Below are 26,560 nucleotides of genomic sequence, written 5' to 3'. Positions count from 1 at the left end.
TTGCCGTTTCCCGGGCTTGGCGCGTGTTTAATATGATCCATCCAGAGAGCGCAGACTTACTGCGGGACTCGGTGCCGGCTAAGATCCTGTCCCCCTATCTCGCCCAAAACCGCGGGATCGATGCCGGGAGGATGGTCGGGTGGATGTCGACAAAATTGGAATGGGCAGAAGCGGTGAAGGCCGCCTTGCACGATCCGGCGCACTTCAAGAAGACCGTCGACGAGATGGCTGACGCGATAGCGACGACGCGTAAGACGGCGGAAATTGCGTCGTCTTTAAGATTCGCGATTTCGGCAGCGATCGGGTATCGCTGCCTTCAGTCCGGCGATAGGGCGCGAAATGCTAATCCATACTGTAGTCGTCGATGGGCCTTTAGCGCTGCGAATGCGGCGCCTCGATGCGGCTCGCGAAGGGGCCACGGGTCGGCAGGTCCTGACGCTGCCGCTTCTCGCCGCACGACTTGCCGGCGGCTTCGTGTCGCCAGCCTCGCACGAGGCCCTGTATCTGGCTATCAGGCAGGCGCTCGAGGCGGGCGGATACGAGGACATTGGCAAGGTTTCCGAACTGCCGGGGATGCCCGCGGCTGCGCTATCAGCGCTCCGAGACTGGTGGGACATGGAGGCCCCGGCTTGTGTGCCCGACAATGCCCGCTTTAGGGACTTTGTGTCGCTCGAACGCCGCGTCCAAGACGAGCTGCCGTCTGGAATGCTGACGCCTCCCGATTTGGTCAAAGCTGCCCTGGCGCGACTTCGTTTCGCTTCAAAAGTAGTCGGGGCCGTCACTATTCAAGACATCCCCAATATCCAAGCCGTTTGGCATCCACTCATTCAGGGTCTCTGCGATGTCGTGCCGGTGCGATGGATTGCATCGCAGCACACCCGGCGCGACTGGTTCTCCGGGGACACCCAAACGCGCCCATCCGGCTCAGCATTGCTCGACTCTGCAGATCTCTGTGCCGATCCGCGAAACGAAGTGCGCGAATCATTGCGTTGGGCGCGCGCGCTTGTGGCGGACGGAAAAGCCGCTCCCCACGAGATCGCCATTTCAGCTGCCTCGCCCGCGGCATGGGACGATGCATTTCTGGTTCTCTCGCGCGAGGCAGGGATGCCCGTGCATTTCACGCACGGTATTCCGGCGCTAGCGACCCGCGAAGGACAAGCCTGCGCCGCACTCGCGGACATCCTGTTACGCGGGCTGTCTCAGGAACGCGTGAGGCTCCTGTTTACCCGATTGCCGCGTAGCCCAGCCAAAGAAAACCTGCCCAGCGACTGCGCCAAAGGCTTGCGGCGAAGCGCTGCGCTGACGAGTCCGGAGCTTTGGCGGCACGCTTTGGAGCAGACTCGAGGCGAGCGGGCGAATGGTGACCTTGTGGACCGGGCATTGCTACCGATTCTCGAAGACTTGGCTGGTGGGATTGCGTCGGCAGACGTAGTCGGGCACCGTCTTTTGAAGGGGCCCGTATTGACCCTGTGGCGGGATGCTTTGCGAATGGCGCCCCCACAGGCAATCGAGCTCTCCTTGCAGGCCCTGCGCGTTTCCGACGGACGCGACCCGGGAAGTTCTATTGCGTGGGGACCGGCCCGTCATGTGGCCGCGGCCCCGCGCGCATATGCTCGCCTCATTGGACTGGATGCAAACGCATGGCCCAGACGGACGAACGAAAATCCCTTGCTACCCCAGCACCTGCTTGGGAAACTGCGACTTCCGTCTGCTGAAGCAGCCGAAGCTGACCAGATGATGCATGACATCATCGTCGGCCAATCGACTAACCACACGCTGTCACGCGCCTACAGGAGTGCGACTGGATCGCTGCAAGCAGCCAGCACATTGTGGCCGAAACGAACAGAGCGCCTGGTTGGGCGGAGCGCGATACCCCCGCACGCCTTCAGCGAAAGCGATCGTCTCTACGCCCGGCCCGTCGACGCGGGCAAGGATCCCCAAGTGCGCGCAAGTCGTGCCTGCTGGCGCGCGTGGTGGGATGGTGAGCAACACACGGCTCATGACGGGAAGGTTCGTGCCGACCACCCGCTCCTCGTCGATGCACTCGCTCAAGTTCAATCCACAACGTCGCTCCATCGCCTTCTGTGCGATCCGTTGGGCTTCGTCTGGGAATACGCCCTTCACTGGCGCGAGCCGAATTTAGACCCTCAGCCCCTCGCGCTCGAACATCGCCGGTTCGGCGAACTCGTTCACGCTCTTATCGGGGGGGTGCTGCGGAATGGTGCACCACAAAATCTCGATGAGATTGGCATTGCCTTGGATCGAGAAGCAGCGCACCTCACCGAAAGCTGGCCGCTCGCCAGAGCCGTTCCACCGGGCCTTCTCTGGCGTCACACAGTAGAGATGGCTCGCGAGCGTGCACTGCGAGGACTGAAAGAGGCACTCGGTGAACCGCGCGGCAAGAGCTGGACAGAGCTCTCCTTTGGCGAGCCCGGAGACGGGCCTCATCCGTGGACTACGCGATCGCCTGTCCCAATCGGGCAGACCGGAATTGCCTTCCGGGGACGAATTGATCGTCTTGACGAAGATGCAGCGCGCCGCGCAGCGGTCATCACCGACTATAAGGTGGGGACGGCGCCTGAGCGAAAGAAGCCGGTCGTATTCGATCGCGGTGCTGAACTCCAGCGCGTCTTCTACGGCCTCGCGGTACGATTCCTTCTTCCTGAGGTTCGGAGCGTGAGCGCGCAGCTGACGTACCTAAAGCACGACCCGGCCCGGACGCTAAGCCTCGCCGACGAAGAGCTTACGAAGGCCATCGATCAGGCTATCGCATTCACGGCGGCCGGCGTTCACCTGCAACGTAATGGCCAGATCGCACCCGGGCCACCGCCTGTATTCTTCGATCCGCTTTCTGTCGCCCTGCCAGCGGACCTCGATTCGTACCGCCGCGTAAAGCGTCGCCTGTTTGCTCAGGCGAACAGCGCGCTAGACAAACTTTGGAGTAGCCCGTGAGCGTGCCTGATCTCGATGCCCGCCGGCGCGCGCTCACTGATTTTGAAACCAACATGCTTGTCGAGGCTGCGGCTGGCACCGGCAAAACGTCGTTGATGGCTGCCCGCGTCGCGATGATGATCGCGAGTGGGATTGATCCTTCCAAGATTGCAGCGATCACCTTCACCGAACCTGCAGCGAGCGAACTCGAGGCGCGCATACGCTGGACTGTCGACGAGCTTCGCCAAGGACGGCAGCCGCCCGCACTCATCGGGGTTCTATCGCTGCCGTTAGGTACAACCGCGCGCGCACACCTGGATGAGGCCGCGCCACGCATCGGAGAAATTACTGCCACGACGATTCACGGCTTTTGCCAAGGCATTATTCGTGCGCACGGGATCGACGCTGGCCTTGATCCTGGTTCGCGTGTCGTTGACGAGGCCATTGCCGATGCCCTTTTTGATGAAGTGCTTGCGGCTTGGCTGAAGAAGGTGCTGGCCGGGAGCGACGCACAGGCCGGTCCGATTGCTATTCTTGCAAAGGACGACCCGCTGGGGGTGGTTAAGCGTGTGCGCGAGCTTGCTATCCTCCGGCGAGACCATCGCAGCGCGACTGTTCCGGCACCAGATTTCTCAACTCGCCCGGACAAAACCTTCGCAGACGCCGTCTCTGCATTTTCCCGCTGGCATACCGCCGGACCGGGAGAGACGTGGACTGCGGGCCTCATCGCGGATCTCGAGCGCCTTTCTGCGTTCTTCGCGGGCGATCACGCCGATGCTGCCTTTTCCGCGTTGTGGCGCCTGACCCAGCCACCCCGTATCAGCATGATGCGGCAGAAAAGTATCGACTTGCTGCCTTATGAGAGGGCGCGCGCTTGGAAGCAAGGTCTCGGCGAGGCGGATGGAAGGCGTCGCGCAGAGGAAGCGGCGGAACACTTCGCCACCGTTCGCGAAGCCTATCGAGCGCTGATTGGCTGCATTGCCCAAAGCCTGGCGCATAAACTGGCTGCGCACCTGAACGGGGTAATCGAGGCTTACGACCTGCGCAAACGCCAAGCGGCCGTCCTCGATTTCGACGACTTGCTACGGCAAGCGCGAGCGCTTGTTTGCGAGAATCCCGATATTCGTGCCTGGCTTGGCAGCCGATATCCCTACCTGCTTGTCGATGAATTCCAGGATACGGATCCCGTGCAGGCGGAGATCGTATTCTGCATAGCAGCGCAATCGCAGCCCTCGACTTGGAGCAGTGCAGTCTTGCGCCCCGGAGCGCTGTTCCTGGTGGGAGACCCCAAACAGGCGATCTATCGCTTTCGCGGCGCAGACGTTGAGTCTTACGCGCTCGCGAAGTCCGCGATTGCCGAAGCCAAAAACGGCTGCCTGCTTGCTATTACCGCGAACTTTAGATCCCGTCCGGATGTCATCGCGCACGTCAACCACGTGTTTCAGGACGTCCTTGCAAAGGCGGGACAACCGGGCTTTGTACCGCTCGCTCCGACGCTTGCCCTGCCGCCTCTGCCATTAAGTGCGGCAGCGAAGCTCACAATCGAGGTTCCGCGTGACGCGAGCGCTGAGGACCAGCGCGAAGCGGAAGCGGCAGCCGTTGCCAAGCTGTGCGCGCGCCTGATTGGCGCCTTGAAAATCTTCGGCCCAGATGGGACGGAACGTTACCTGCGCGCAGGCGACATTGCATTGCTTGCGCCGACCCACGCTGATCTCTGGCGCTATGAACGCGCCCTCGAAGCGCAACGTATCGCGGTGGCCTCTCAGGCAGGTCACGCGCTGTTCCGGCGTCAGGAGCTTCAAGACATCCTCGTTCTGGTCCGTGTGCTTTCCGATCCGCTCGACACTCTCGCCTTCGGCGCGCTTATGCGGGGTCCCATCGTCGGACTACGCGACGAAGACCTTCTTGATATCACGGCAGCGTTATCTCCCGATCAGGACGGACGTCGGCGCTTCCAGCTGAGAACTTCTGCGGACGAGGTCATTAACCCTCTCGGAAAGGATGTTCTGTTGAAGCTCCAGGCGCTGCATCGCCTTGCCGCCGAACTCACGCCGATGCAACTCGTCGCGTTCGCAATCGAGCGCCTGAACCTGAGAGTGATCATGGCGGCTCGGCACGGCCAGCGCAACGCGCGCGCTCTCGCAAACCTTGACGCCATCGTCGAACTCGCCAGACCCTACAACGTTGCCGGGCTGCGCGCGTTCGCGCTCGATCTTCAGCGCGGATGGCAAAGCAAACGTCGGCATCCGGAAGGAAGGGTCGATGCGTCCGAAGACTCGGTGGAGATCGTCACCATGCACAGCGCCAAGGGGCTGGAATGGCCCGTGGTCATCACCGTGAATTCGTCGACGCAGTTCAAGCCCCAGGATCAGTTCGTCTATAGGCAGTCAGACGATACAATTCACTGGATCATCGGAGGGATCGAGCCGCCCGAACTCGCCGCCGCCCGTGAAGAGGAGGAGTTTAGCGAGGCGCGTCAGCGCGAGCGGCTTTGGTATGTCGCAACGACGCGTGCCCGAGACCTCTTGGTGATTCCTGATCTGCCTGGCGCTCCCTCACGATCGTGGTCGCGGGTAATGGATCTGGGGCAAAAGCGACTTCCCGAGATCCGAGAGGACGCGTTGCCCGAGCCTATTATGAGCGCTCCGCAGCCCATCGCCAACAATCAGACTGTGGCGGTATTTGCTGCAGAAGGCGAGCGACTGACCGCCGCTTCGCCGCCGATCCTATGGAACCGTCCGAGCGACCGCGATGCTGATCGTAGCGCCGACCTTGTTGATGCATTCGTAGTCGATGCGGCGGCCGACGTGACGGCCCGGATCGTGGGAGCGGGCGCCCTCCGGGGGACGATCCTGCACAAGCTTATGGAAGAGCTTCTCACAGGTGAACTTGAACGCTTTGGTGAAGAGGTCACCCGTCGCGCGACTGAGCTGCTTGCTCAACTGCAATCCGATGACTCCACGGACGCCGCAGGGCCCGACGCGATCGAGATGGCCGAGACGGCGCTGCGCACATTGGCCCTGCCGGAGCTCGTGCCATTCCTCGCGCAACTGGTGCCCGAAGTTCCGCTCTGGGCGGCAAATCCGCCGCGTTTTCTTGCCGGTCGTGCGGATGCTGCCGCAATCGATGGAGAGCGCATCGCACTCGTCATCGACTGGAAGTCAGACGTGAACCCCGCGGCGGCGCCACACAGCGCGCATGTGGCACAACTGCGCGACTATCTGCGCGTCACAGGGGCCGAGCGAGGCGCTATCGTCTATATGTCGGCAGCGCAGGTGTCCTGGGTCGAACCACCGTAGCGAGACTTACCAGGGCGGATTGAGAATTGGCGAGGGGGAGCAAACCAAAACCCGGCGCGATCCACGGGTCATCGCGACGTAGAGATTGCGGGCGTTGAGAGCGCCCGCATTGAGAACGACCGAGATGTCGGCTTCGAGACCTTTCAGTAGCAGGGTGCTTCCGACGGAACGCTTGGCGAGCGGTCGGCCGATGAGCCGAGAGTATTCCCGAATCGTCACCGTCGCCTCTCGAAACGATGGCCCGTCGGGAGAGGTTGCAAGTTGCAGAGCCCGCTGTGCGGCTGCCAGCACTGCAGGACGGTAACACCGAACCCCACCGGCCCGATTTATAGTGGAAAGGAGATCTGCGACGTCTGCAAGCGACCGCGACGCTTCAAATCTCATGGCCGCTTGCTCGATACCGGACAGGGGCCGCCCCAGATTACCGGCACGAGCTGCTGCAACCGATCGCACTAGGTCGTCTGCGGAAAAGGCGCTCATCAAGCTCTCTGCAAAATCAGCAATAGCGGAGAGCGCTTCGGGTCTTGCAACATCGAGGGCACTGCCAAAATCCGTGAGATCGCGCAGGTCCACAGCCTCGACGGTCACGGCTCCCTCGACTTGCCGCGCGAAACGACGCTGTCCCCGAGGATCTGTGCTGTCGCCGATGATCAAAACCTTCGTGTCGCTCGTCGCGGCGACCGCGGCCGCAGCCTGCCGCAGAGCATCGTCCTGGCGCCCATCGAGCTGAACCCACTGCACACTGCCAGGTGCGTTCCGAAGATCGATAAGTTTGCCTGCCGCAAGGTCGGGTCGTATCGATAGCAACCATTGACCCAGATCGTGCGCGCCTGCGTTGTTCCACCTCCACGGCGTGGCGAGTTCTCCCGCTTTCGGGAAGAAAGACAGTACGTCTTTCTGCCAATCTGCCAACGGATCGGCGCCGAATCCAAAGATGGCCTGGAACGGATCTCCAACGATGGCTGTGGGCAGACTTTGAGCCAACCAGGTTACAAGGGCGTGCTGGCGGATCGAGCAGTCCTGGTACTCATCGACAAATAGTTGCGCGAAACTGGCGGCGAGAATGTCATGAAGATGCCCGGCAGCAACAAGCCGCGCTGCCGCGTCACGGATGGCTTCATAATTCGGCCGGGCGGCTGTTACGATTCGCGGATCGTGCCCGGCTCGCTGAGGAAACGTCGAAATGAGCCGGATCGCGAAGCCGTCGAGCGTTGTAGCCCGGTAAGCGCTCGGCTTCACACCTGCTCTATCGAGACGGCCGCGGAGCGCTGCGACCCCCGCGTTGGTGTGTGTCAGCACCAAGATGGGCTTTGGCCCGTCGTGCCTTGCCAGAGCATCGCTGATGAGCTGGGTCTTGCCGCAGCCAGCCGGTGCTATCACCAGCCCACGGCCTATTGTGCGCAGGTCGATTTCAGCGGCCGCCATCTGCGACCCAGTCCAGAACGCCGTCCATGACGGTGGTGAGACTGGCATCAGCCTCGTCGTAGGCTGGACCGACGATAGTCCGTCCCGCTGTCTCCATCGTGCTAATGGTCTTCAGCCATCCAAAGCGCGCCGCTGCATTTCCGAGAAGGGTACGGCTGGCGGTGCTGAGGCCGCCAAAGAGCGCCTCGGTTTCCAGATCGTGGAGCGTCTTTGTGCCATTGGAATTTGTTTTGACATGCGCTTCAATCAACGCGCGGTCTTTCGCCTCAATGGCAAGATTCAGGAGTTGGCTCGCGGGCCCGTCCGGCAGTGCGGCGAATAGTTCCTGTTCGAGGGCGCGGCCGCCGCCCCATGCGAACACCTTGCCGCCGGCAGCAACAAAGGCAGCTTCGGCACCCGGTGGGGCGGGCTTGTCGCTGTCTCGCAGGATCGCCGTCCGGTAGCCGAGAGACTGCAGAGCGATGGCGCGGCTGAAGGTTTCATCGCCATTGCCGTTCACCAAAGTTGCACCACAAGCTGCATGCGATTTTTCGCCGGCAGCAGTGAAGTGCTGATCCAGACCGCGCATCAAGCCGATTTCGCTTCCGCCCTCGCACACCACGATGGAGGAGGCGAGCAGCGCATGGGCGTGGGCGCGGATCGACCCCTGTACGTTCCCGGCGTCGCTGGCACGGCGGACAGTATGCTGCCCGCCGTTCCTGCGGACGATATGAAGCTGGTGGGCATTGAGCTCGGTCACGGCAATCGGCGAGTGGCTTGTGGCAAAAACCTGTAGCGGGGGCACGTGTTCCTTGGCGCCCAGCGCACCGAGCAGGCGAATGATCCGGTGCGGTTCGAGCCCATATTCCAGTTCGTCGATCAGAAACGTCGTCGCCTTCTCGGCCGCCTTCCGCTGCAGGGCGGCGATCAGTAGCCGCGACGAACCAAGCCCGAGAGCCCGTAGCGGCACACCCCCTTCATCATGGAGCGAGATGGTGCCGCCGGTGAAAGTGACCGAACCCGCATCGATCAACGCCTGCACGGCCTTTCCGACGGGAACGCCCATATCTCCTGCCGCTGCCGTGACAAATTTGAGAGGCTCCTCGAGCTCTTTGAGTTCCTTTTCGTCGAATGCGTCGCGCATCCCACGAGCTGCCCGGGTCAGCTCCTTTGATGCGTCCGCTTTGCCGTCTGTCAGCTTGGTCAGTACGGACCCTCTCCGCCACGTCAGATGCATGCCGGCCGTGACGCCAAGCCTGGCCGGCGCGATACGCGTGCGATCTGCCCAGTTAAGATTGCGGACCCGACCTGACGCCTGGGCACGCGGCGAGACAAGCGTCCATTCTGGCTCGAGGTCCTCTTGGACTGTGAGCTGGAGCGTCAGGGCGGTTTCGAGCCCGGCACCGGGTTCCGCTTCCACCAACCCGCTGGCCGGATCGAAGCCCACGAGGAAGTCGCCATACGGGTCGATGTTCTTCAGAGGGTCATCGAGAGCGCCAAGAGTCACCGCAATGCGGATCGCGTGGCCGAAATCAAGGGCATGGAAATCGGCGTCAGTGAAGGAAAGTGATCGGCGCGCGCCGAGGCAAAGATCGATGGCATCAAGAATCGTCGACTTGCCGCTATCGCCTGGTCCGATCAGGCAATTTATCCCCGGACCAGGTACCCAGCGAAGCGTCTTCACGGCTCGAAAATTCTCAATCTCAAGCACACGGACTAGCGCCATTGGGCGTTCTTTCTGCTCGTTCGTCAGAGAATACGCGCCGAACGGCCAGCATTCCGCCGCTTGGGCCAGCCCGCACTAGCCGAGATGAACTTGACTTACAATGCAAATGCATTACATCAGATGATATTGAGATGCAAGGAGCGGGTCATGGCCAAGACGGCTGAAATCCTCGAAATCCCCGCCACCATCACCGAGCGCGGCCAGACGACTGTGCCGGCCGCTATCCGTAAGATGCTGGCTCTCGGCAAGCGTGACCAAGTCGTATTCCGTGGCCTCGCTGACGGCACTGTCGTCATCGCGAAGAAGCAGGGGCGTGAAGCCGAAGCCGACCCTGTGATCGGCACGTTCCTCGAATTCCTGGCGCGTGATATGGCTCATAAGCCCGCACGAATTCGATCGATGCCGAAGTCGCTGGTTGCTCGCGGCAAGGTCTTGGTCAAGGGTGTCAAAGTCGATCTCGACGCAGCGCTTCCGGATGACGAAGGGTGAGCGATGACACCATCGAAATTAACGGTTGGAAAATCTATGCGCACCCGCTCTTCCTCGATCAACTCGAGGCGATGATCGAAAACGTTGAGCGAGCGCGCAAAAAGGATCCGAAGGACTATAAGAAGAAGCGCGCCGCAAAGCTCCTTGCGGCGGTGCTGAAGGTCGCATTCGAAGATATTCCCGACGATCCAACCCGGGACATCTATCGTCAGGGCGCCACCTTGGGCGATGAATATAAGCACTGGTTCCGTGCGAAATTTCTGCAGCAGTTTCGACTGTTTTTTCGCTACCAGCGATCCGCTGACGCCAAGGTCATTGTGCTGGCCTGGGTCAATGATGACTCGAACGCTGCGCGCATACGAGAGCGCCAATGATGCCTACGCCGTGTTTCGGAAGATGCTGAAGCGCGGCAACCCTTCAGACGATTGGATGAAACTTAGCGAATCAGCTCGAGCGTCCGACGCAAAGCACCGTCTTCGGAACGCAGCTGGATCGCAGAAGTAACAACTTCGGATTGCCGTCGCTCGACGAGCGGGCTGAAGCCTTGGGATAGAGGCTATTCAGCCAGGCGGCGGACAAATTGGGGGACGTGGTGAAACTGAGTCTAAGCGAGATTCATCCAGGATGCATCGCAGTCCAATGCGAAGCCGATCCTGGCATTTACAAATCTATCAAGCCGGATGAACCGGTCCCGAACCCGCTGCCCAGCAAGGATGTCATTTGGTTCGATGCCACTAGGTCAACAATTATCATTCGACCGATTATCACATATCCGTCCGAGCGATATTTTGAAGCGAAGTACAGCCAGCTCGAAGAGATCGTTTTGGAAGGTTTTGATTTCGAGCTACCCGAGGATGAACACGCCATACACGATGCGCTCTTCCAGCTACCTACCGGCTTCATCAAGAATATCGAAGCCGGCCTTGGATTTCCAAAGGAATATAGTTCAATCGTTGACAGTATCGAGGAGCTCGACGACGTCACAAGCCTGATCATCACAAAGCGAGGGTCGACCCGCCTCGACGGCGCGTGTTTTCATCTCGCTTACCGCGAATTCGAAACACTGCGCTTATCGTTGGCGCGTATCACACGAGGTTATCAACGCGAGGGACGCATAGACCGGACGATCAAATCCCATAATACCCTGTTGACAACACTGGACCCTGAGCGATTCCCGGAAAAGCGGCGACCGCTCAAGAAAGACACGATCTCCAATTTGCTGGTTGGTCGCGATTACTCCAAGTCCGAGCTCTCAAAACGCGATCGGGTCGGCATGGTCGCTGCAGTTCGCTCGAGCGCTCCAACGATCGCAACCGAAACGCCTGATGTGCTTTATGGACTTCAACGCGACATCGAACTCGTTAGCCTCGACGTTCTAATCGAGCGGTTTCAGGAAATGATCGACAAGAAGCTGCCCGAGAGCTCTTGGCAGAAGCTGTTTGCTTCGAACCCGTTCATACTATCAATGTTGTTTGGCTATCCGATCGTCGAGGTGCTGGGGCAGGCTCATGTGGGAGGGACGGCTCTGACGGGAAGAGGCGGAAAGATCGCCGATTTTTTGGTCAAGAATGAAGGCACCAACAATGTGGCTTTGGTCGAAATCAAGACGCCGCACACTCAGCTGCTTGGAAAGGAATTTCGCGGCGGCGTCTATCCGGCTTCGGGCGATCTTGTGGGTTCGGTTGCCCAAGTCCTCGACCAACGCTATCAGTTTCAAAAGAATATAGCACAGATCAAGGATGCAAGCGATGTCGCCGACATAGTATCTTACTCTGTTGATTGCGTCGTTGTTGCGGGGAAAACCCCGGAAGGAAAAGCCGAGCAGAAGTGCTTGGAATTGTTCCGCCGTAGTATGAAGGACGTTCAGATTTATGCGTTTGACGAACTCTTGCAGAAGCTGGTTCAGCTTCGCAACTTTCTCGCCAGCGACGAAGCCACTGAACGATAAGTCAAGAAAAGGTACCTCGCTGCATTGATGGCGACGCAATGGATCCGTTGGCTGCATTGTCGAAAATTGACCACGCCTTCTTCGCCCGTGATGGCGTTAGGCTTGCCTTTGGAAAGCGCTGGGATGGGGAGATCATCCACATTTCGCAGGCGTCGCGTGGCTCGGCATGTGGGTGCCAGTGTCCGGCGAAAAATTGCGGCCGGAAGCTCGTTGCGCGAAAGCGTGAGCGTGACATCGCTCATCACTTCGCGCATGCGCCACTCACGGCGGCGGAGCGGGCTTCTGGTATCGCCCCGAGCTGCAAACACGGCAATATGACGGCGCTTCACCATTATGCGGAGCAACTGCTCAATAGCCGAAAAAGCCTTGTCCTTCCACCCGTGCAGGCCTCGTACGGCGCACGCACCAGGACAATTCGCCAAGCAAAGCCCTTCGTCTTTGACTCAGCTATGCTGGAGACCATGGATGGCGAAACCATCCCGGACGTAATCCTGCAGAAAGGCGATGATCGAATGCAGGTAGAGGTCTACGTGACGCATCGCTGTGGCCCGGAGAAACGAGCTAAGATCGCGGGTGCGGGCATCTCGGCAGTCGAAATTGATCTGTCCGCGCTGTCACGAGACACGGCGATAGCTGGCCTCAACGAGGCAATTCTAACATCGGCTCCGCGCGAATGGATCTACAATCGCAGGGCCGCTCAGGTTAAAGATGAACTGGAGCGAATAGCGAGACAGGAAGCAGCTGCGGCAGAGGAGAGACGTCGAAGCCAGATTGATAGGGTCGAGGCAGCCTATGCTTCCGCGCGACGAAGGGCATTAGAGTCTGATTGGGAGAACTCGCCAGAGGTCCAAGCTGTTGCGGCGGCGGGAGACGGCGAGCTTCTCGACGGACAGTCCGGAGGAGACGGGTATTTCACGGTTCATCCCAAGGTATGGAAGGCGAGCATTCTCCGTGACATGGTGCCACGTTTTGGTGGCGTCACCCCATTCTCCGTGATCGGCGAATTCCGTACGCGCGGTTGGATCGCGGAAGAGTTCGCCAGCCGCAGCCAGAACGATGACTCGCTTCTGGTGGACGCTAACCTTCCCAAGGGCGGTGCCGAACGGGCCGTGATCAGGTTCCTGCGGTCTCTTGCTGTTGAGGGAGTTGTCGAAGATACGGGCTGGGCGTGGAAGCAGACGCAGCGACGATCCGCTGAAGTGCATCAGCGCCGCATTGATCAGGATCGTGCCGATCGAGAAGCTGCACAGCTGGCGGCGCGTCTAGCATCTCTGAAAGGTCTCGGCGAAAGCATAGCCCTCCTTGGATCCGATGTTGAGCGACGGGGCTTCGAAGTCGCATCCTGGATGGAGCACGCGCCGGATGGCCAGCAATCCCTGAAGCAAATCGCCATCGAGGGCGATGCCGCTTGGCAGGCATTGAAAGGAGCTCTCGCGACCACCCTTGCAGTTCTCAAAGATGAATCTGAGCAGAAGGCCGATGATCTCGGGCTGCCGGTTCGCGGCGCGCTTAAAATGATGCGTTCGATCCACGACAGCCGGGCCGCCCGGCGCAAGGCCGAGGAGGAGGAAGCAGAGCGACTTCAGCGTTTGGAGCGGCTGGAGACAATCACGGCTCTTTCAATCTCGTGGATCGGCGATGCCCATTCGAATTGGCTAGAGGCACCACACTCGAACCTTGGCGGGATGTCGCCGCGCGAAGCCGCTGCACTGTCTGGAGGGCATCTCGAAATTGCAACCCGTCTGCTGCGCAGCTTTCAAGCAGAGTTGATCAAGAAAACGCAATGGGTGGATGAACTGGAGCGAGAAGCATCCAAGCTGCTTCCGCGGCCCGACATGCTTCGCCTCTATATGACAGCCGGCGATCCAGAGCTGCCCGGTTTCGTCTCCCCGACCGTCCACACAAAGGATGAGCAAACGATGCGGCAATGTTTGGCGCTCTTGAGGCGTCGTTACGGCAAGCGGTAGTGTCGATATGCACTGCATCGAGCTCAAGAAGTATTGCTGGATTGCGCGCCATCGCATTGCCAACTTCGAGATTTGCCTTGAACCTTCAAGGCGCCAAATAGGGTTAGGGCGAGTGAAACGTTCTCGCCAGCCTGGAAGTTCAGCGATTTGATGATGGGCGCCCTGGCGGCAGAAAAACGAGAAGTTCATTACGGACAGTCGCCGCGGCTTCCAATCACGAAGGCCCAGCTGCTGCGGTGACATGTCGATCAAGAACATCAGATCGAGGATCGTTACGCTAAACACGGAAAATCACGTCCATCTCTTGCGATCGGAGTGGACGCACCCGTAGCAGGTCCCAGGGCTTGAGTTGTGTCCATTGTCAATCGGCCCTTAATTGCGGTTTGTTGTCAAGCTACCATTCTTTCTCTCTTTCCAGTGACACGGTGGTAGCGATTGCTCCGTCGGAGCTGGTCAGGTTGCGGAGACGGAGCGATCGCGGATAGCGAGCCGATTGCCTAGCGGGAGTGGCAATCGATGTCGTTGGCGGCTTGAACGGAGTTGGGTTGATGTCGTAGCTGGGGTCATGGTCCTTTCCGAGGTCGCGAGCGCCTCATGATGATGTCCGGATCGGGCGCCTCAACGTTTGCAGCGGAGTGCGAGCGAACCGCCACCAGCCGATTGACCGAGGTCACCACGACCACCGTCCCAGCGGGACATCGCCGGTCCGGCGGACCGGACCAGGGACTTGCGAGCAAATATCAGATTGGCTTCGGCTGGCCCCAGTCGAAGGATGTGCCATCGGCCCAGACGCAGTGAAGAACGATGGCGATTTTGCGCGCGATGGGACCTTTGCCTTCCTCATGCCGATCCGCTTGGCAATGCGGCACCTCACATGTGAAACGCCGCGTGAGCAATCGGAGGCGCACCTTTCTGCCCGCTGATGGCAAATCGGCCACGTGCCGAATGTAACGGCTGTGGATTCGGCGCGATGCAGTCGCGCACAAAGGGCACTGGGCCTCCGCAGCCTCTGACCGAACAGCCAGATTAACCGAATCCTCTGAATCACTTACGCTATCAAACACCAAAACCAGTCGGTACGAGCGATGAAATTCGAAAGCCTGTCCGCATGGCGCCGATTCTCCGTTGAAGAACCACAGTTGCCGGCGAACTTCATCAGAAATGAGTCAGAGAGCCAATATTGCAGGCCGAATGACACTGATCATCGCGCCGTACAATGCGCAGGTCTTCGAGCTTCAGGAGCGACTTCCCGGCGCTCGCATCGGCACCGTGGACAAATTTCAGGGCCAGGAGGCGCCAATCGTCATCTATTCTATGGCGACCTCCAGTCACACGGATGCGCCGCGCGGCATGGAATTCCTGTACAGCGCCAACCGGCTGAACGTCGCGGTTTCGCGAGCGAAGTGCATTTGCATAGTGGTCGCTTCTCCGCGTGTGTTTGAGGCCGAGTGTCAGACCACTCGTCAAATGCAACTGGCTAATGCCTTCTGTCGATACGCCGAGATGGCGTCGGCTTTGTAGGGTCTGTCGCTAATGGCCACGCAAAAACGTCGATCATCAAATCGAAACCATTGTCAGGCTCGTACGGAAAATCGATCAAATGCCGTCAAGAGTTGTGAGCGCGGCTCGACGTCCCGCAGATAAATTTCAGTCTTGAGGAATGCGATCTCTTCCGTGAGTTTGTTTTCGTCTGCGTCCACATACCACGATCGCGGCCTACCATCACTCCCATCGCTCCAACGATAGCCGCGCCGTTTGAGCGTATCCTTGAGATCGAAGGGCGATTGCTCGGCCCACACGCGAATCGTTTTCTTGCGAGCTTGTTCCAGCAGGACGGCGAGCGCCGGCAAGCCCGCGGTCGGCCATTCGAAGGCCAGAATTTCGAGGAGAGCATGACAATCGTCCACGGCTCTATGGGCTTGGTGAAAGTAGCCCGTGCCGTTCAATAGATTGCCCAAACGCGAGACTTCGAAGCCATGATTGCGCCATTCGATCTCGGTCGCGGAACATCCCCAGGCCTTTCGCTGAAAGATCGGCCAATAGCGTTCCGCAAATTTGCGATCGAAGCTCGCGTTGTGCGCAATCACGATGACCGCCTCGTCGACGAACGAAGTGACCAATGTCTCATCTATGCGGTGTCCTGCCACCATTCCGTCGGTGATCCCAGTGAGCGCAATTACCTCAAGCGGTATCGTTCCTGTTGGCTCATTGAACGATGAAAAGGCCTCCTTGATTCCCGCGACCCGACCGTCGGCCAGGTAGTCGAATTTGACCATTCCGAGCTCGATAACCTCGTCGTTTCGCGCGTCAAGTCCGGTGGTCTCGACATCTAGGAGGATACCAGTCTTAGTATTTTGGCCATCGGGCGGTTCGAAAGTGGTGCGGGGGCGGAGACGCCGCAAAACTCGGTAGTCTGCCGATTTTGCCAGCACGTCGGCCATGGCGGCCAGAGATAAGTCGTTGTCGGACATCGAATAGTTGGACCGCACGTCGTTGGCGAGGTGTCCAGATTGTCTGTGTCGCAATTCTAATCCGCTTCAAATCCCGAAATCCAGTTGCGGACAGTCGTAATCGCCTTGGAGGGAAGACAAGGATACTCCTAAGAGGCGTACCGGCTTGCCGCGGAGATCCGGATTGTCCCGCTGCTCGACCGATGCGTAGAAGGCATCCATGTCCACATGGATGATCTTGCGCTGACGGGGCGAGGCCTCTGCCTGGTCCTTATCGTCGGTCACGTTGTCTGTCCGGCCGGGTCTTCCTTGACGCCGCGTGCTACGATTTTGAGTGACCTGTCTGAAAGCGGCCGCTGAAGCTTCAGGGCCTCGGTCGGAGTGGCCGTCATCCAGGTCTCGACTTCGTCTGGCGTCGTCAGGATCACGGGCATCGCTTTGGGATGGACGGCGCCAACTTCGGCGTTCGGCTCCGTCGTGAGGAACGCGTAGAGGTCGTTCGTGGTCTCGCCTTCCTTGACCTTCCGCACGGACGTCCAGTTAGTCCAGATGCCGGCGAAGCAAGCGAGGGGACGGGTCTCATCAAGCGAACCAGATATCGCCGCCTTCGGCCTTGTTGAACTCACTGAACGAGTTGAATGGCACGACGCAGCGATTTTCGACGCCGAGCCAGCGGGTCCAATGTTTGCTCTTCACGTTGCGGATGTTGGTCGTGCCGCCGTCCGGCTCCATTCTGAGCAATTCCTTGAAATCCACTGCCTTGCCCTTGGCCTGCAGCTTTTGGGCTCGTTTCTTGGTGGCGTCCATCAGTGCCTTCGATGACGACGGCATCCCCCATCGCGCCGTGGCGAGCTCGCGGCCCTCGGCTCCGTTGTGCACGATCGGTGCCTTGTAGTCGGGAAACACGCCAGGCATCGGCGCCAGATTGCCGACGTATCGGTTTACGACGCGAAACAGCGCACTAATGGCAGCCTGGTTGGTCGTGATCGAATAGATGGGGTGATTGCGGTTGCTGCTCGAAAGGCTCAGCCTGGAAGGAAGCCGGCGAGCCGGTGGCAGCAGGAGCGGGAACATGAAGCACTATGTCGGTCTGGATGTTTCGCTAAAGGAGACGGCTATCTGTGTTGTGGACGAGAATGGCGTCGTCATTCGCGAGGTCAAGGCACTTTCGGAACCGGAGGCTATTGTTGCCTGGCTCAACGAAAGCGGATTGCCCATTGTCAAGATCGGGATTGAGATTGGTGGTCTCGCTCGTTGGCTGTACAGCGAACTGCGTGCTGCCGGCTTACACGCAGTCTGCATCGATCCCCGAAGACTGCGTGGCGTGACTAAGACGATGCCGATTAAGACCGATCGAAACGACGCTCGCGCCATTGCACAGGTAATGCGGATCGGCTGGTACACCGTTGTTCATATCAAGGGTGACGTGAGCCAGGAGCTACGAATGCTTCTCAACAATCGCAAGACGCTTTTGATCAAGCAGATCGATATCGAGAACGAAATTCGCGGCGTCTTACGCGTCTTCGGCTTAAAGCTGTCTGGTCGTATATCTCAAGCGACGTTTGAGCAGCAGACTAATGAACTCACAGATGGCCATCCACGACTCGCGGCGATGCTGCGCCCAATGCTTGTGGCTCGAGCCGCGCTGCGTGAACAGTACGGCGTCTTGCACAAGATGGTACTTGAAATAGTACGCCGCGAACCGACATGTCAGCGGCTCATGACGATACCGGGCGTAGGTGCACTGACGGCAACCACGTTTCTAACAACCATTGATGACCCGGATCGCTTTCAACGCTCCCGCGATGTTGGCGCGCATCTTGGCCTTACGCCACGCAAATACGCATCTGGGGCAACCGATCGGAATGGCGCTATTTCGAGGTGTGGCGATGTGATGCTCAGGACCATACTTTATCAGGCCGCGCTTGCACTTCTAACCCGCACCCAGCGTTGCTCCGCATTGAAAGCTTGGGGTGTAAGGGTGGCCAAGCGACGCGGGCTTCGCCGAGCGGTCGTAGCAGTCGCACGAAAATTAGCGATCGTGATGCATCGGATCTGGGCAGATGGAAGCGAGTTCCGATGGACCCGCGAGGAGGCGACCGCATGATCAATTAGCAATTCAGCGGATCCGCCGAAAAGGCAGGACGACGTCCTGCGAGGACGAGGTCGGGGTGACTGCGCTGCAACCTCTGTGCCTGCAGCACGCGCCTAATAGATAGCAGCTCCCGATCTTCGGACTACCATCGTGAGGCGGCTATGAACGTCGACCTCGTAGACAAGAGCGAGCCTCGCAGGCTGTCGGTAACGAGCTGAACCCTTGTGCCAGCAACCGCAATCAGACAAGAGATTGCACATCAATCAGGCTTCGGTTTTGGGGTGGCGAGGCTGCCAAGCCAACTGTAGCAGAGTCGCGGTCGGACGCCGACCGGCCTTCGCGCATTTGCGGCAGCGCAGCCGGCTGGCGAGATCATGCACGAAGGTGGTCGGCGGATGTTTCATAGCTGCGAGGTCGACGTCGCTCGGCGTCTTGCAGCGCGTGCACCTGATCTCAAGCCAGGGAAAGCCTCCATTCACAGCCTGATCGATGGTGGGCGACGGATCGATCGGTTCGCCGTCGCTCCACATCCGCTCATTCCAGCTTTCGCAAAGCAGCCTGTCAGCTTGCTGGACCATGGCCTCGCCCTTGGCCCGCATCTCCGCCGATTGGGCTGCCAGCATGTTGGCCATCGCGCGCGCCTTGCCGAGCTCCTTTGCCAGAGCCTTGCGATCGCCGCCCGACAGGGGCGTGGGGTGATACTTCGGGGCCATCCGGACATCCAGGCGCAAAGAGATCGGATCGCGTTCCGGAACGGGCTAGGGCGTTTCGAACGCCGGCCAGCACCCGTCTTCTTCATGTCTGCCAGTGCGCTGCAGACAGGTGTTATCGAGCAACCGGTGCGCCACGTCCTTCCAGAGCGCGTTGCCGCCATACAATCGGACCGCATCAGCGGTCTGGATTTCCACGGTCCGCTCGCAGCGGCGGCACGAGACGCGCAGCACGTGGCGTCGAATCTCGGAAAGACGTCGCTGCCGCTTCCGGGCTCGGCTCTCATCGGCGCGAGGGTCTTTCAGGACGGATTCCCAATATTCGGCCGGGAGTGGCGCATCTGGAGCCGCCGTGGAGGGGCCCGGTCTGCGGGCAGCTTCAGCGGCCAGTTTTTCCATCTGCTTCGGGGTCGGCATGCGCCAGCTCGCGGGTCGATCGGTCATTCCGAATTAGAACATAACAAGAACAAAAGTCGAGTCCGTCCGCACCCACGAGAAAAAATCATTCAGGTGGCAGGGGTGCCATGTCGGAACCAACCTGGGTGGATCGTCTTGAATCCGGCATCAGTATCGGAGTTCCCCGCCATGGCCCCCCGCGCTAACTGGAAAGGCTTCCTGCGTCTTTCCCTCGTCACCTGTCCAGTAGCGCTCTATCCGGCAACGTCGGAATCCGAAAAGGTCTCGTTCAACCAGCTCAACCGGAAGACCGGCCACCGCATCAAGTACGCCAAGGTGGACGCTGATACCGGCGAGGAGGTCGACAACGAGGACATCGTCAAGGGCTACAAGGTCGACACCGACACCTTCATCGAGGTGACGAAGGAGGAGCTCGAGAATGTCGCGCTGGAATCGACGCGAACGATCGAGATCGACGAGTTCGTCGACCGCACCGAGATTGATCCAAGATATCTGATCCGCCCTTACTACCTGACTCCAGATGGCAAAGTCGGGCACGACGCCTTCGCCGTTATCCGCGAGACCATCCGCGAAATGAACAAGATCGCGATCGGTCGTGTGGTGCTGACCAATCGCGAGCACATCATCGCGCTGGAGCCGCTCGACAAGGGGTTGATGGGGACGCTGCTGCGTTATCCCTACGAAGTCCGGTCCGCGGATGAGTATTTCGACGAGATCCAGGACGTCAAAGTCACCAAGGACATGCTCGATCTCGCCAAGCACATCGTCAATCAGAAGGCAGGTCATTTCGAGCCGGACAAGTTCGAAGACCAGTATGAAACCGCCCTCATCGATCTCATCAACCAGAAGCGCGCCGGCAAACCTATCACCGCGAAGGCGCGTCCCCGCGGCGAGAACGTCGTCGACCTGATGGACGCGCTGCGCAAGAGCATTGGAAGAGACGCGCCGGCCGCGACAGAGGCTGCCAAAAAGCCAGGCAAAAAGCCGCGCAAGGCGGCGGCCGGGCAGAAGGAAATGCTGATGCCGATCGCAGGCAAGAAGCCGGCGAAAGAGGCCGCGGCGAAGAAACCGGCAGCCAAGCCGCAGCGCAAGTCGGCCTAGCGTCTCGTTAAGCATGCAGTGACGCCAGACGGCCGCTACTTCGTGTCCGCGGCGGGGAGCGATATGGCTGTGCTGAAAACGACTTCCAAGAGATCGAAGTTGAGCGCGGGCATTCTCGCCTACCGCAAGGGCGCTTCCGGGCTCGAGGTTCTGCTCGTTCATCCCGGCGGTCCGTTCTGGAGCAATAAGGATAATGGCGCCTGGTCCATTCCGAGGGCGAAATCGATGCCGCGGATGCTCCGGAACAGGTCGCGCGGCGCGAGTTTGCCGAAGAACTCGGCCCGAGCGCTTCTATTGGTCCGCTCCAGCCGTTGGGGGAGGTCCGACAGCGAGGAGGGAAGCGCGTCATCGCATTCTCCGGAGAAGGCCATTTTGACCCGGCCGCGCTGACCAGCAATACCTTCGATATCGAATGGCCGCCCCGAAGCGGTCGACGGCAGAGCTTTCCCGAAGTCGACCGCGCGGAATGGTTCGATATCGAGTTCGCACGGACCAAGATGCTGACCGCTCAGGTACAGCTTCTCGATCGTCTTTTGGCGATCGCCGTTGAGAGAGCTGAGAAATGACGTTCAGGATTGGAATCATTTCGGACACGCACGGCCTGTTAAGGCCCGAGGCGGAACGAGGCTTGGCGGGCGTCGATCACATCATTCATGCCGGCGACATCGGGCGTCCCGAGATCGTCGACGCGCTCCACCGGATTGCGCCCGTCACCGCCATCCGCGGAAACGTGGACAATGGCGAGTGGGCCCGCGAATACCCCGACACGAACCTCGTGCGCCTGGCGGGAAAGTCGATCTACGTTCTGCACGACCTGAAGACGCTGCAGGACGATCTTGGCGCGGGCATCGACGTCATCGTCTCCGGGCATTCCCACGTGCCGAAGATCGACACGGTCGGTGGCGTTCTCTATGTGAATCCCGGAAGCGCGGGACCGCGGCGCTTCAAGCTGCCGATCACGCTTGCGACGCTCGATGTCACTTCTCAGGGCATGCGACCGGAAATCCACGACCTTGGAGGCGAGTGAGCGCACCACCGCGCTGGGAATTCACAGCGGAGGAGGCGAATGCGTTAATTCGTTCCGTTTGCCGGTCACATTCGAAGGGAAGCGTTATTTGCGCGGACGTTCTCGCTCGCGCACGACTTCCTTCGCCCGCTTGTCGGACCGGAGCCCGAGGTAGACGGGCTGGCGCAGTTCGCCCTTGCTCGTCCACTCCGCGAACTTGACCTCGGCAACGAGCGAGGCCTGACCCAGGTCGTGGCGGCCTCGTCCTTCACTTTGGCAGGGAACGGCGATTTAGGGGCCGTCAGCTTCACGAGCTTGCCATGCAGGTCTTCCAGGATTTTGTGGCTGAAGCCGGTGCCGACATGTCCGATATAGCGCCATGCGTCGTCTTCCCGCACGGCGAGGACCAGGGCGCCGAAGAATGGCCTGGTGCGCCTGGGTGCCGTGAAGCCGGCGATCACCACTTCCTGACGCTTTGCCGTCTTGATCTTCAGCCAATCCGCCGTTCGGCTTCCTGATGTATACGCGCTGTCGGCGCGCTTCGCCATGAGGCCTTCCAAACCCTTCCGCTCGGCATCGACGAAGAATTTCGTGCCGTCTCCTTTGCGGTGAGTGCTGAAGGCGATCAGCCTGTCGCGCGGCAGAATCGCCTTCAGCCGCTTCTTGCGCTCGAGGAGAGGCTGCCTGCGCAAGTCCACTGCGTTCTCGAACATGAGGTCGAAGGCGCAATACAGGAGCTTCGCTTCATGGCGCAGCGCGTTTTGAAGCAGCTGGAAATGTGAGACGCGGTCCTTTCCGATCGCGACGAGCTCACCGTCGATCACGGCGTCGCCCTTCACGCCCTCCAGCGCTTTAGCGACCTCGATATAGCTGCGGCTGATGATCTTGCCGTTGCGGCTGTAGAGTGCAAGCTTGCCCCGCCGGATTTCTGCGATCATACGGAAGCCGTCATACTTGTCCTCGAAAACCCAGCCGGGGTCGTTGAACGGCGCGTCGGTGGCGAGCATCGGCTGCAAACGCTTGGGCAAGGGCGACGTCCGGCTCATTCGAGGTCAATCCTTCGGAGCGCGTTGCGAAATGCATGGACGTCCTTCAAGGATTAGGGAACGCTTCGAGGCCGCGTCGTGTTCCGCAGGCGTCGTGGCGTGAGCACGATCGATCGCGGAGGGCGGATCGGACCGATGGCCAGAAAACTGAAGACCTATCAGACCTCGCTGGGCTTCGTCGGTCAGGCGATCGCCGCTCCCTGCATGAAAGCGGCTCTGGAAGCGCGGGGCGCAGATAGCAATCTCTTCCATCAGGGCGCGGCAAGGGAGAGCCACGATCGGGACGTCGTCGCCGCGACCATGGCAAAGCCCGGCGTCGTTCTCAGGCGCCCGGCCTGATCCGACAGATCTTCAACGACCCGACCGGAACCGAACTTACCTTTCGCGGCTTGGAAATCGTATTCAACACTAGGGAGCGCCCCATGGGAGAGCGCCGCAGAGTGAAGCAGACCCGCTCGCTTGAAGAACGAATGGCCGAACAGGCCAATAAGCTTAAAGAACGGGCGAGCCAGTTACCGGCTGGTACGGAACGTGAGAGTTTACTTAAGCGAGCCAGGATCGCCGAGACCGGCGCGCATCTAAGCGACTGGCTGACGTCGCCCGGATTGCAGCCACCCAAATAAGGCTTCGGAACGACTGTTCACTTTGGTACTCTCAGGAACATCGACACGGCACGCGGTGATTCGATGCTCCAAATGATTTTAACAATGTGCGGGATTGGGACTGCACTGGTCGGCATCTTAATCAGCGTATTTGAGTGGCGCGCATTGGTGGGCTATTGGCGCCTAAAGAGGCGCCCCCCGGCAAATTTCGACATGAAGTAAGACCGTCTCAGTTGGCGACCTCGTCGTTATTGTAGCGCGTCCTCTGTTGTCCCATCGCGGCATTTGATGCGGTTGAACAAAGGCGGGCGGTGTCGAGGCGGACCGGACATCGACCCAGATCTGTGAGTACCCTAGTACGCGTACTGCGGCTTGGTTCACGGCGGCGCGGTCCCGTCGCTTCTCAGGAGCGAGCTCCATGACGGCCCGATGTAGCTCGGCCGGTATCGTGCAGTTGGCTTTCCAAGGGATTGTTGGCAAACTGCCAGGCGATCGAATGCATCCATCACAGGTCCTCCCGCAGGCCCCGGTGGAACGGGTGCCGGACCTTTCCCTCGGCCGACTTCGCGCGATACTCGGTCTCGGCGAGCAGCTTTGGTTCGACCCAGATGCCCTTATGTGCGATCCGCTTCGTGTACGGTTGCGTTCCGGATCAGCGGCATCAGTTTCTTCTGGAGGTCAGCGGCGGACGTCTTGTCAAATCCGTGGTCGAGCTTGCCCGCATAGACCAGATCGTCGCCGTTGCGGCGATCGACATCGATGCCGTCCCATTTTCCCTCGTCGAGTCAGCGATCGTCAGTGTCTCGCGCTGGATGCAGGTTTTCTTCACCCAATCGCCTGTACGCCCCTTCGGATAGGGAGCATCTCGCACCTTCGAGACGACGCCTTCCAGACCGAGTTTGCAGGCATGCGCGAACATCTCGCGTCCCTCGATCTCGAAGCTTTCGCTGAACTGGACGTCGGTACCATCGACGATTTTCCTGAGCTCGGCTTTCCTCTGGATCAGCGGCAGCTTTCGGAGATCGCGGCCATTCAGGTAGAGCAGATCAAAGACCACCAGCACAATGCTCGTTGACTTGCCCTTGAGCTCGTTCTGCAGCACCGAGAAATCCGCGGTGCCGTCGGCGGCGGGGACGACGATCTCGCCGTCGATGACGGCTGAGCTCGCGCTGATCCGCCACGCGTGATGGGCGACCTTCTTGAAGCGGTGGGTCCAGTCATGGCCGCGGCGCGTGAAGACCTTCGCCGCCTCGTTGGCCAAGTGGATCTGGACCCAGTAGCCGCCGAACTGGATTTCGTGAATCCAGCGTTCTCCGGACGGCACCCTCTCGATCGAGGTGGCCAAGGACGGTTCGATGAAGCCGGGCATTGGGGCCTTCACGCCGATGGTCGCCGGTTTTCGACGCTGAAACGCCACTGAAGCACTCCACGCAACAGCTGATTCAAACTGACACAGGTCGAATCGTTCCGGAACCCGTGAATCCTTTGCTGCGTTGGTCTGCTAGCAATCCGACAGGAGGAGCCGATGGCGGCAGCGAAGAAGACGGGGCGCGGGCGCAAGCAGGACCGGGCCCGTGTGGCCGGCGGCCAAAAGTATGAAGTGGGGTACGAATCCAAGAAGACAGGACGGTCGGCGTCAGCGGTCAAGAAAGCTGTCAAAAAGGTCGGCAACAACCGGAAGCGTGTCGAGAAGCGTCTCGGACGATAAATTTTTTGCCCGCCTCAAATGTCCAGCGCGTTGCCTAGACCTCGGGCGGGCATTCGGGGCAGGTATCGCCGATCGAGTCCAGGACCTCGGTTAGCGCGCCGGCAGCCGCCTCGGGCGAAAGGCCCGGTGGCGGATCCTGGCGGGCGATTTCGACCGCCCGCTCGCGGGCGTATGGATCGGCGCGGTCCTGCATCCAGCCGTGGTACTCACACTCGCGGATCGCGCCTGCCTCCTCCAGCACGGCCACCGCCCGCCCGCGTACCGTGCGGGTCGCCGTTCGCCTCTCCTTGGTCATCAGCATCAAAATCGCTCCTGCGCGAGGGGCGAATCCTTGCGGCCCTCAATCCGTTCCGGCTGCTAACACAGAGCAGGGATTCCAAATCGTCGGGGCAGGTGCTTTTCCACGCGTTCCGCCGCCCTGTGCATAGGCTGTAAGCTTGTCTTCCTTGTCGCGCCTCGTCTGGCAAAGGGTGCTGCAGCGCCTTTGCCTCATCCCAAGCGGCGCATTGGGACACAACTTTCCTCTTCGCCGGTTGACCAGCCTACCATCTAAGGCGAGAACCTGCCGACGCAGAAACCACTCGAGAACTGGCCAAATCCAATCCGCGAGATTTGATATAGCTACAACGTCATTGGAATGCTTCGAACCTCTGTCGCTTTGATTCTCACCATTCTGTCGGGTGTGGCGCTGGCCGACGATTTTGTCGGACAGGCTAGCGTGATCGACGGCGATACGTTGGAAGTACATGGAGCGCGTATCCGGCTTTGGGGTATCGATGCACCGGAGAGCAGTCAGCTGTGCCGCGGCGAAGACAGCTTGCAAATTCGTTGCGGTGCGCAGGCGGCGAACGACCTTGACGCCTTCATTGCCCGCCGTCCCGTCAATTGTGTTCCAGTCAGCCTCGACCCGTATGGCCGGACCGTCGCGACCTGCTCGGTCGCAGGCAGGGATCTCGCTGAATGGCTTGTACGGAGTGGCATTGCGTTGGATTGGCCTCAATACTCGAAGGGCAGATATCGCGAGGCTCAGCGCGAGGCTGAGCGTACCGGCCAGGGACTCTGGAAGGGAAGCTACGTCGAGCCGTGGCTCTATCGTGCATGCATCCGGGCAAGTGGGAAGCCGGCCACCTGCTCGGATGACACAAATGCCCATCCTTGATGCGGTTCCGGAGAGATGCCGATCCACAACGTGTATTGGCCTATCATCGCAGGTTGGGCAGGTGGCTCTGGCGCGGTTTGGGCGACTCACGCTACCCATCATTCCCAATCACCTCACTGCATAATGGGAATGAAATGGTTGCAGCAACCCGTGAATTGCCGACCTCTGGTTACGCGATTGAAGTGGACGGCCGGTTCAAAGCCGAATTTACAACCAGAGACGGCGCCAAGGCGGCTGGCGAAGAACTAAAGAAGCGTTTTCCGTTGCTTCAGATCAGGATCTACGACGCGCAGACGCATGCTCGCGAGGAAATCTAGATCGCCGGTTCGAGTCTAAGCGGAGTTCTTCCGCTTGCGCGCGTGCGGCTTTCGCCGCATCGGGCTCTCGTGGAACCGAGCCGCTTTGCGTCTCGGTAGGGTAGGCGCGGGACACCTCGACGAGGATGTCCCTACGCCTCCCCCCAAACCGTGCGGGCACTTTTCAATGCACACGGCTTTCCATA

General features: G+C 59.9%; 20 protein-coding genes and 7 pseudogenes. 16 read left to right on the top strand and 11 right to left on the bottom strand.

Annotated elements, in window-relative coordinates; translation table 11 throughout:
* Nucleotides 1-384: 384 nt before the first annotated feature.
* Both IVA92_RS14920 and IVA92_RS36030 read left to right on the top strand, forming a co-directional pair.
* Nucleotides 385-2,952 carry a PD-(D/E)XK nuclease family protein gene (locus tag IVA92_RS14920; RefSeq protein ID WP_247279096.1) on the top strand — a complete coding sequence of 856 codons (2,568 nt, stop codon included), beginning with the start codon at nucleotides 385-387 and terminating at the stop codon, nucleotides 2,950-2,952.
* The gene (locus tag IVA92_RS36030; protein WP_247279095.1) at nucleotides 2,949-6,230 is read left to right on the top strand and encodes a UvrD-helicase domain-containing protein; all 3,282 of its coding nucleotides are present in this window, start codon (nucleotides 2,949-2,951) and stop codon (nucleotides 6,228-6,230) included. The genes IVA92_RS14920 and IVA92_RS36030 overlap by 4 nt, the downstream gene beginning before the upstream one ends.
* 6 nt (nucleotides 6,231-6,236) lie before the next feature.
* On the opposite strand, the gene IVA92_RS14910 is transcribed toward IVA92_RS36030, so the two are convergent.
* Together IVA92_RS14910 and IVA92_RS14905 are read right to left on the bottom strand one after the other, a co-directional pair.
* Nucleotides 6,237-7,655 carry a UvrD-helicase domain-containing protein gene (locus IVA92_RS14910; protein ID WP_247279094.1) on the bottom strand — a complete coding sequence of 473 codons (1,419 nt, stop codon included), beginning with the start codon at nucleotides 7,653-7,655 and terminating at the stop codon, nucleotides 6,237-6,239.
* Nucleotides 7,642-9,360, bottom strand: a complete 1,719-nt coding sequence (locus tag IVA92_RS14905; RefSeq protein WP_247279093.1) for an ATP-binding protein — start codon at nucleotides 9,358-9,360, stop codon at nucleotides 7,642-7,644. Before IVA92_RS14905 ends, IVA92_RS14910 begins: the two co-directional genes overlap by 14 nt.
* Nucleotides 9,361-9,507: 147 nt before the next feature.
* On the opposite strand from IVA92_RS14905, the gene IVA92_RS14900 reads away from it, so the two are divergent.
* From IVA92_RS14900 to IVA92_RS14885, 4 genes and pseudogenes are all read left to right on the top strand, one after another.
* Nucleotides 9,508-9,849 (top strand): type II toxin-antitoxin system PrlF family antitoxin, encoded by a 342-nt coding sequence (locus tag IVA92_RS14900; RefSeq protein WP_247279092.1) that lies wholly within the window; start codon nucleotides 9,508-9,510, stop codon nucleotides 9,847-9,849.
* A pseudogene (locus IVA92_RS14895) lies at nucleotides 9,846-10,353 on the top strand (type II toxin-antitoxin system YhaV family toxin). The gene IVA92_RS14900 and the pseudogene IVA92_RS14895 overlap by 4 nt, the downstream one beginning before the upstream one ends.
* A gap of 88 nt (nucleotides 10,354-10,441) precedes the next feature.
* Nucleotides 10,442-11,797, top strand: coding sequence for a Shedu immune nuclease family protein (locus IVA92_RS14890; protein ID WP_247279091.1), 1,356 nt, complete (start codon nucleotides 10,442-10,444; stop codon nucleotides 11,795-11,797).
* A gap of 38 nt (nucleotides 11,798-11,835) precedes the next feature.
* Complete coding sequence (locus tag IVA92_RS14885) at nucleotides 11,836-13,764, top strand: hypothetical protein (RefSeq protein WP_247279090.1); 1,929 nt, start codon at nucleotides 11,836-11,838, stop codon at nucleotides 13,762-13,764.
* Between the two features lie 740 nt (nucleotides 13,765-14,504).
* On the opposite strand, the gene IVA92_RS14880 is transcribed toward IVA92_RS14885, so the two are convergent.
* On the bottom strand, nucleotides 14,505-14,702 hold the full coding sequence (locus IVA92_RS14880; protein WP_247279089.1) for a hypothetical protein: 198 nt from the start codon (nucleotides 14,700-14,702) through the stop codon (nucleotides 14,505-14,507).
* A 253-nt stretch (nucleotides 14,703-14,955) separates the two neighbouring features.
* On the opposite strand from IVA92_RS14880, the gene IVA92_RS14875 reads away from it, so the two are divergent.
* A complete protein-coding gene (locus tag IVA92_RS14875) occupies nucleotides 14,956-15,285 on the top strand; it encodes a C-terminal helicase domain-containing protein (protein WP_346658123.1) in 330 nt (109 codons plus the stop codon).
* A gap of 53 nt (nucleotides 15,286-15,338) precedes the next feature.
* Here the strand turns inward: IVA92_RS14875 and IVA92_RS14870 are convergent, their stop codons facing one another.
* The 3 genes and pseudogenes from IVA92_RS14870 to IVA92_RS14860 form a co-directional block, all read right to left on the bottom strand.
* Nucleotides 15,339-16,235 carry a 3'-5' exonuclease gene (locus IVA92_RS14870; RefSeq protein WP_247279088.1) on the bottom strand — a complete coding sequence of 299 codons (897 nt, stop codon included), beginning with the start codon at nucleotides 16,233-16,235 and terminating at the stop codon, nucleotides 15,339-15,341.
* Nucleotides 16,236-16,361: 126 nt separating this feature from the next.
* Nucleotides 16,362-16,499 (bottom strand): annotated as a pseudogene (locus IVA92_RS14865) (DNA polymerase IV); the annotation flags it as partial.
* Nucleotides 16,496-17,210: pseudogene (locus IVA92_RS14860) on the bottom strand (SOS response-associated peptidase family protein). The pseudogenes IVA92_RS14865 and IVA92_RS14860, both read right to left, overlap by 4 nt.
* A gap of 76 nt (nucleotides 17,211-17,286) precedes the next feature.
* On the opposite strand from IVA92_RS14860, the gene IVA92_RS14855 reads away from it, so the two are divergent.
* On the top strand, nucleotides 17,287-18,321 hold the full coding sequence (locus tag IVA92_RS14855; protein ID WP_247279087.1) for an IS110 family transposase: 1,035 nt from the start codon (nucleotides 17,287-17,289) through the stop codon (nucleotides 18,319-18,321).
* A 251-nt stretch (nucleotides 18,322-18,572) separates the two neighbouring features.
* Here IVA92_RS14855 and IVA92_RS14850 read toward each other — a convergent pair whose 3' ends face one another.
* On the bottom strand, nucleotides 18,573-19,022 hold the full coding sequence (locus tag IVA92_RS14850; RefSeq protein ID WP_247279086.1) for a hypothetical protein: 450 nt from the start codon (nucleotides 19,020-19,022) through the stop codon (nucleotides 18,573-18,575).
* Nucleotides 19,023-19,067: 45 nt separating this feature from the next.
* Nucleotides 19,068-19,463 (bottom strand): hypothetical protein, encoded by a 396-nt coding sequence (locus IVA92_RS14845; RefSeq protein WP_247279085.1) that lies wholly within the window; start codon nucleotides 19,461-19,463, stop codon nucleotides 19,068-19,070.
* Between the two features lie 141 nt (nucleotides 19,464-19,604).
* Here IVA92_RS14845 and IVA92_RS14840 point away from each other — a divergent pair, with 141 nt between their 5' ends.
* The 3 genes and pseudogenes from IVA92_RS14840 (at nucleotide 19,605) to IVA92_RS14830 (ending at nucleotide 21,564) form a co-directional block, all read left to right on the top strand.
* A complete protein-coding gene (locus IVA92_RS14840) occupies nucleotides 19,605-20,537 on the top strand; it encodes a Ku protein (RefSeq protein WP_247279084.1) in 933 nt (310 codons plus the stop codon).
* Nucleotides 20,538-20,600: 63 nt separating this feature from the next.
* Nucleotides 20,601-21,103: pseudogene (locus IVA92_RS14835) on the top strand (NUDIX domain-containing protein).
* On the top strand, nucleotides 21,100-21,564 hold the full coding sequence (locus IVA92_RS14830; RefSeq protein ID WP_247279083.1) for a metallophosphoesterase family protein: 465 nt from the start codon (nucleotides 21,100-21,102) through the stop codon (nucleotides 21,562-21,564). Before IVA92_RS14835 ends, IVA92_RS14830 begins: the two are co-directional and overlap by 4 nt.
* An 84-nt stretch (nucleotides 21,565-21,648) precedes the next feature.
* Here the strand turns inward: IVA92_RS14830 and ligD (IVA92_RS14825) are convergent.
* A pseudogene (ligD, locus tag IVA92_RS14825) lies at nucleotides 21,649-22,589 on the bottom strand (non-homologous end-joining DNA ligase).
* A gap of 135 nt (nucleotides 22,590-22,724) precedes the next feature.
* Here ligD (IVA92_RS14825) and IVA92_RS14820 point away from each other — a divergent pair.
* Both IVA92_RS14820 and IVA92_RS14815 read left to right on the top strand, forming a co-directional pair.
* A pseudogene (locus IVA92_RS14820) lies at nucleotides 22,725-22,925 on the top strand (cell envelope biogenesis protein TolA); the annotation flags it as partial.
* 86 nt (nucleotides 22,926-23,011) lie between these two features.
* Nucleotides 23,012-23,212 (top strand): hypothetical protein, encoded by a 201-nt coding sequence (locus IVA92_RS14815; RefSeq protein ID WP_247279082.1) that lies wholly within the window; start codon nucleotides 23,012-23,014, stop codon nucleotides 23,210-23,212.
* A gap of 484 nt (nucleotides 23,213-23,696) precedes the next feature.
* Here the strand turns inward: IVA92_RS14815 and ligD (IVA92_RS14810) are convergent.
* Nucleotides 23,697-24,608 (bottom strand): annotated as a pseudogene (gene ligD / locus IVA92_RS14810) (non-homologous end-joining DNA ligase).
* A 108-nt stretch (nucleotides 24,609-24,716) separates the two neighbouring features.
* Here ligD (IVA92_RS14810) and IVA92_RS14805 point away from each other — a divergent pair.
* Nucleotides 24,717-24,899 carry a DUF3606 domain-containing protein gene (locus IVA92_RS14805; protein WP_247279081.1) on the top strand — a complete coding sequence of 61 codons (183 nt, stop codon included), beginning with the start codon at nucleotides 24,717-24,719 and terminating at the stop codon, nucleotides 24,897-24,899.
* Between the two features lie 34 nt (nucleotides 24,900-24,933).
* Here the strand turns inward: IVA92_RS14805 and IVA92_RS14800 are convergent, their stop codons facing one another.
* Nucleotides 24,934-25,200 carry a hypothetical protein gene (locus IVA92_RS14800; protein ID WP_247279080.1) on the bottom strand — a complete coding sequence of 89 codons (267 nt, stop codon included), beginning with the start codon at nucleotides 25,198-25,200 and terminating at the stop codon, nucleotides 24,934-24,936.
* Nucleotides 25,201-25,536: 336 nt separating this feature from the next.
* Here IVA92_RS14800 and IVA92_RS14795 point away from each other — a divergent pair, with 336 nt between their 5' ends.
* Both IVA92_RS14795 and IVA92_RS14790 read left to right on the top strand, forming a co-directional pair.
* The gene (locus IVA92_RS14795; protein ID WP_247279079.1) at nucleotides 25,537-26,058 is read left to right on the top strand and encodes a thermonuclease family protein; all 522 of its coding nucleotides are present in this window, start codon (nucleotides 25,537-25,539) and stop codon (nucleotides 26,056-26,058) included.
* Nucleotides 26,059-26,192: 134 nt separating this feature from the next.
* A complete protein-coding gene (locus tag IVA92_RS14790) occupies nucleotides 26,193-26,375 on the top strand; it encodes a hypothetical protein (RefSeq protein WP_247279078.1) in 183 nt (60 codons plus the stop codon).
* The last annotated feature ends 185 nt before the right edge of the window (nucleotides 26,376-26,560 follow it).

The organism is Bradyrhizobium sp. 154 (genome assembly GCF_023073875.1).
Taxonomy (GTDB): Bacteria; Pseudomonadota; Alphaproteobacteria; order Rhizobiales; family Xanthobacteraceae; genus Bradyrhizobium.
The sequence above is the reverse complement of the archived record's forward strand: the minus strand, read 5'-3'. Positions and strand labels throughout refer to the sequence as shown.

Excerpts from the sequence above, each read along its gene's own strand:
- IVA92_RS14920 (WP_247279096.1), top strand. The coding sequence starts at position 385 with ATGCGGCGCCTCGATGCGGCTCGCGAAGGGGCCACGGGTCGGCAGGTC.
- IVA92_RS14910 (WP_247279094.1), bottom strand. The coding sequence starts at position 7,655 with ATGGCGGCCGCTGAAATCGACCTGCGCACAATAGGCCGTGGGCTGGTG.
- IVA92_RS14905 (WP_247279093.1), bottom strand. The coding sequence starts at position 9,360 with ATGGCGCTAGTCCGTGTGCTTGAGATTGAGAATTTTCGAGCCGTGAAG.
- IVA92_RS14900 (WP_247279092.1), top strand. The coding sequence starts at position 9,508 with ATGGCCAAGACGGCTGAAATCCTCGAAATCCCCGCCACCATCACCGAG.
- IVA92_RS14885 (WP_247279090.1), top strand. The coding sequence starts at position 11,836 with ATGGATCCGTTGGCTGCATTGTCGAAAATTGACCACGCCTTCTTCGCC.
- IVA92_RS14875 (WP_346658123.1), top strand. The coding sequence starts at position 14,956 with ATGACACTGATCATCGCGCCGTACAATGCGCAGGTCTTCGAGCTTCAG.
- IVA92_RS14870 (WP_247279088.1), bottom strand. The coding sequence starts at position 16,235 with ATGTCCGACAACGACTTATCTCTGGCCGCCATGGCCGACGTGCTGGCA.
- IVA92_RS14855 (WP_247279087.1), top strand. The coding sequence starts at position 17,287 with ATGAAGCACTATGTCGGTCTGGATGTTTCGCTAAAGGAGACGGCTATC.
- IVA92_RS14850 (WP_247279086.1), bottom strand. The coding sequence starts at position 19,022 with ATGGCCCCGAAGTATCACCCCACGCCCCTGTCGGGCGGCGATCGCAAG.
- IVA92_RS14845 (WP_247279085.1), bottom strand. The coding sequence starts at position 19,463 with ATGACCGATCGACCCGCGAGCTGGCGCATGCCGACCCCGAAGCAGATG.
- IVA92_RS14840 (WP_247279084.1), top strand. The coding sequence starts at position 19,605 with ATGGCCCCCCGCGCTAACTGGAAAGGCTTCCTGCGTCTTTCCCTCGTC.
- IVA92_RS14830 (WP_247279083.1), top strand. The coding sequence starts at position 21,100 with ATGACGTTCAGGATTGGAATCATTTCGGACACGCACGGCCTGTTAAGG.
- IVA92_RS14815 (WP_247279082.1), top strand. The coding sequence starts at position 23,012 with ATGGGAGAGCGCCGCAGAGTGAAGCAGACCCGCTCGCTTGAAGAACGA.
- IVA92_RS14805 (WP_247279081.1), top strand. The coding sequence starts at position 24,717 with ATGGCGGCAGCGAAGAAGACGGGGCGCGGGCGCAAGCAGGACCGGGCC.
- IVA92_RS14800 (WP_247279080.1), bottom strand. The coding sequence starts at position 25,200 with ATGCTGATGACCAAGGAGAGGCGAACGGCGACCCGCACGGTACGCGGG.
- IVA92_RS14795 (WP_247279079.1), top strand. The coding sequence starts at position 25,537 with ATGCTTCGAACCTCTGTCGCTTTGATTCTCACCATTCTGTCGGGTGTG.
- IVA92_RS14790 (WP_247279078.1), top strand. The coding sequence starts at position 26,193 with ATGGTTGCAGCAACCCGTGAATTGCCGACCTCTGGTTACGCGATTGAA.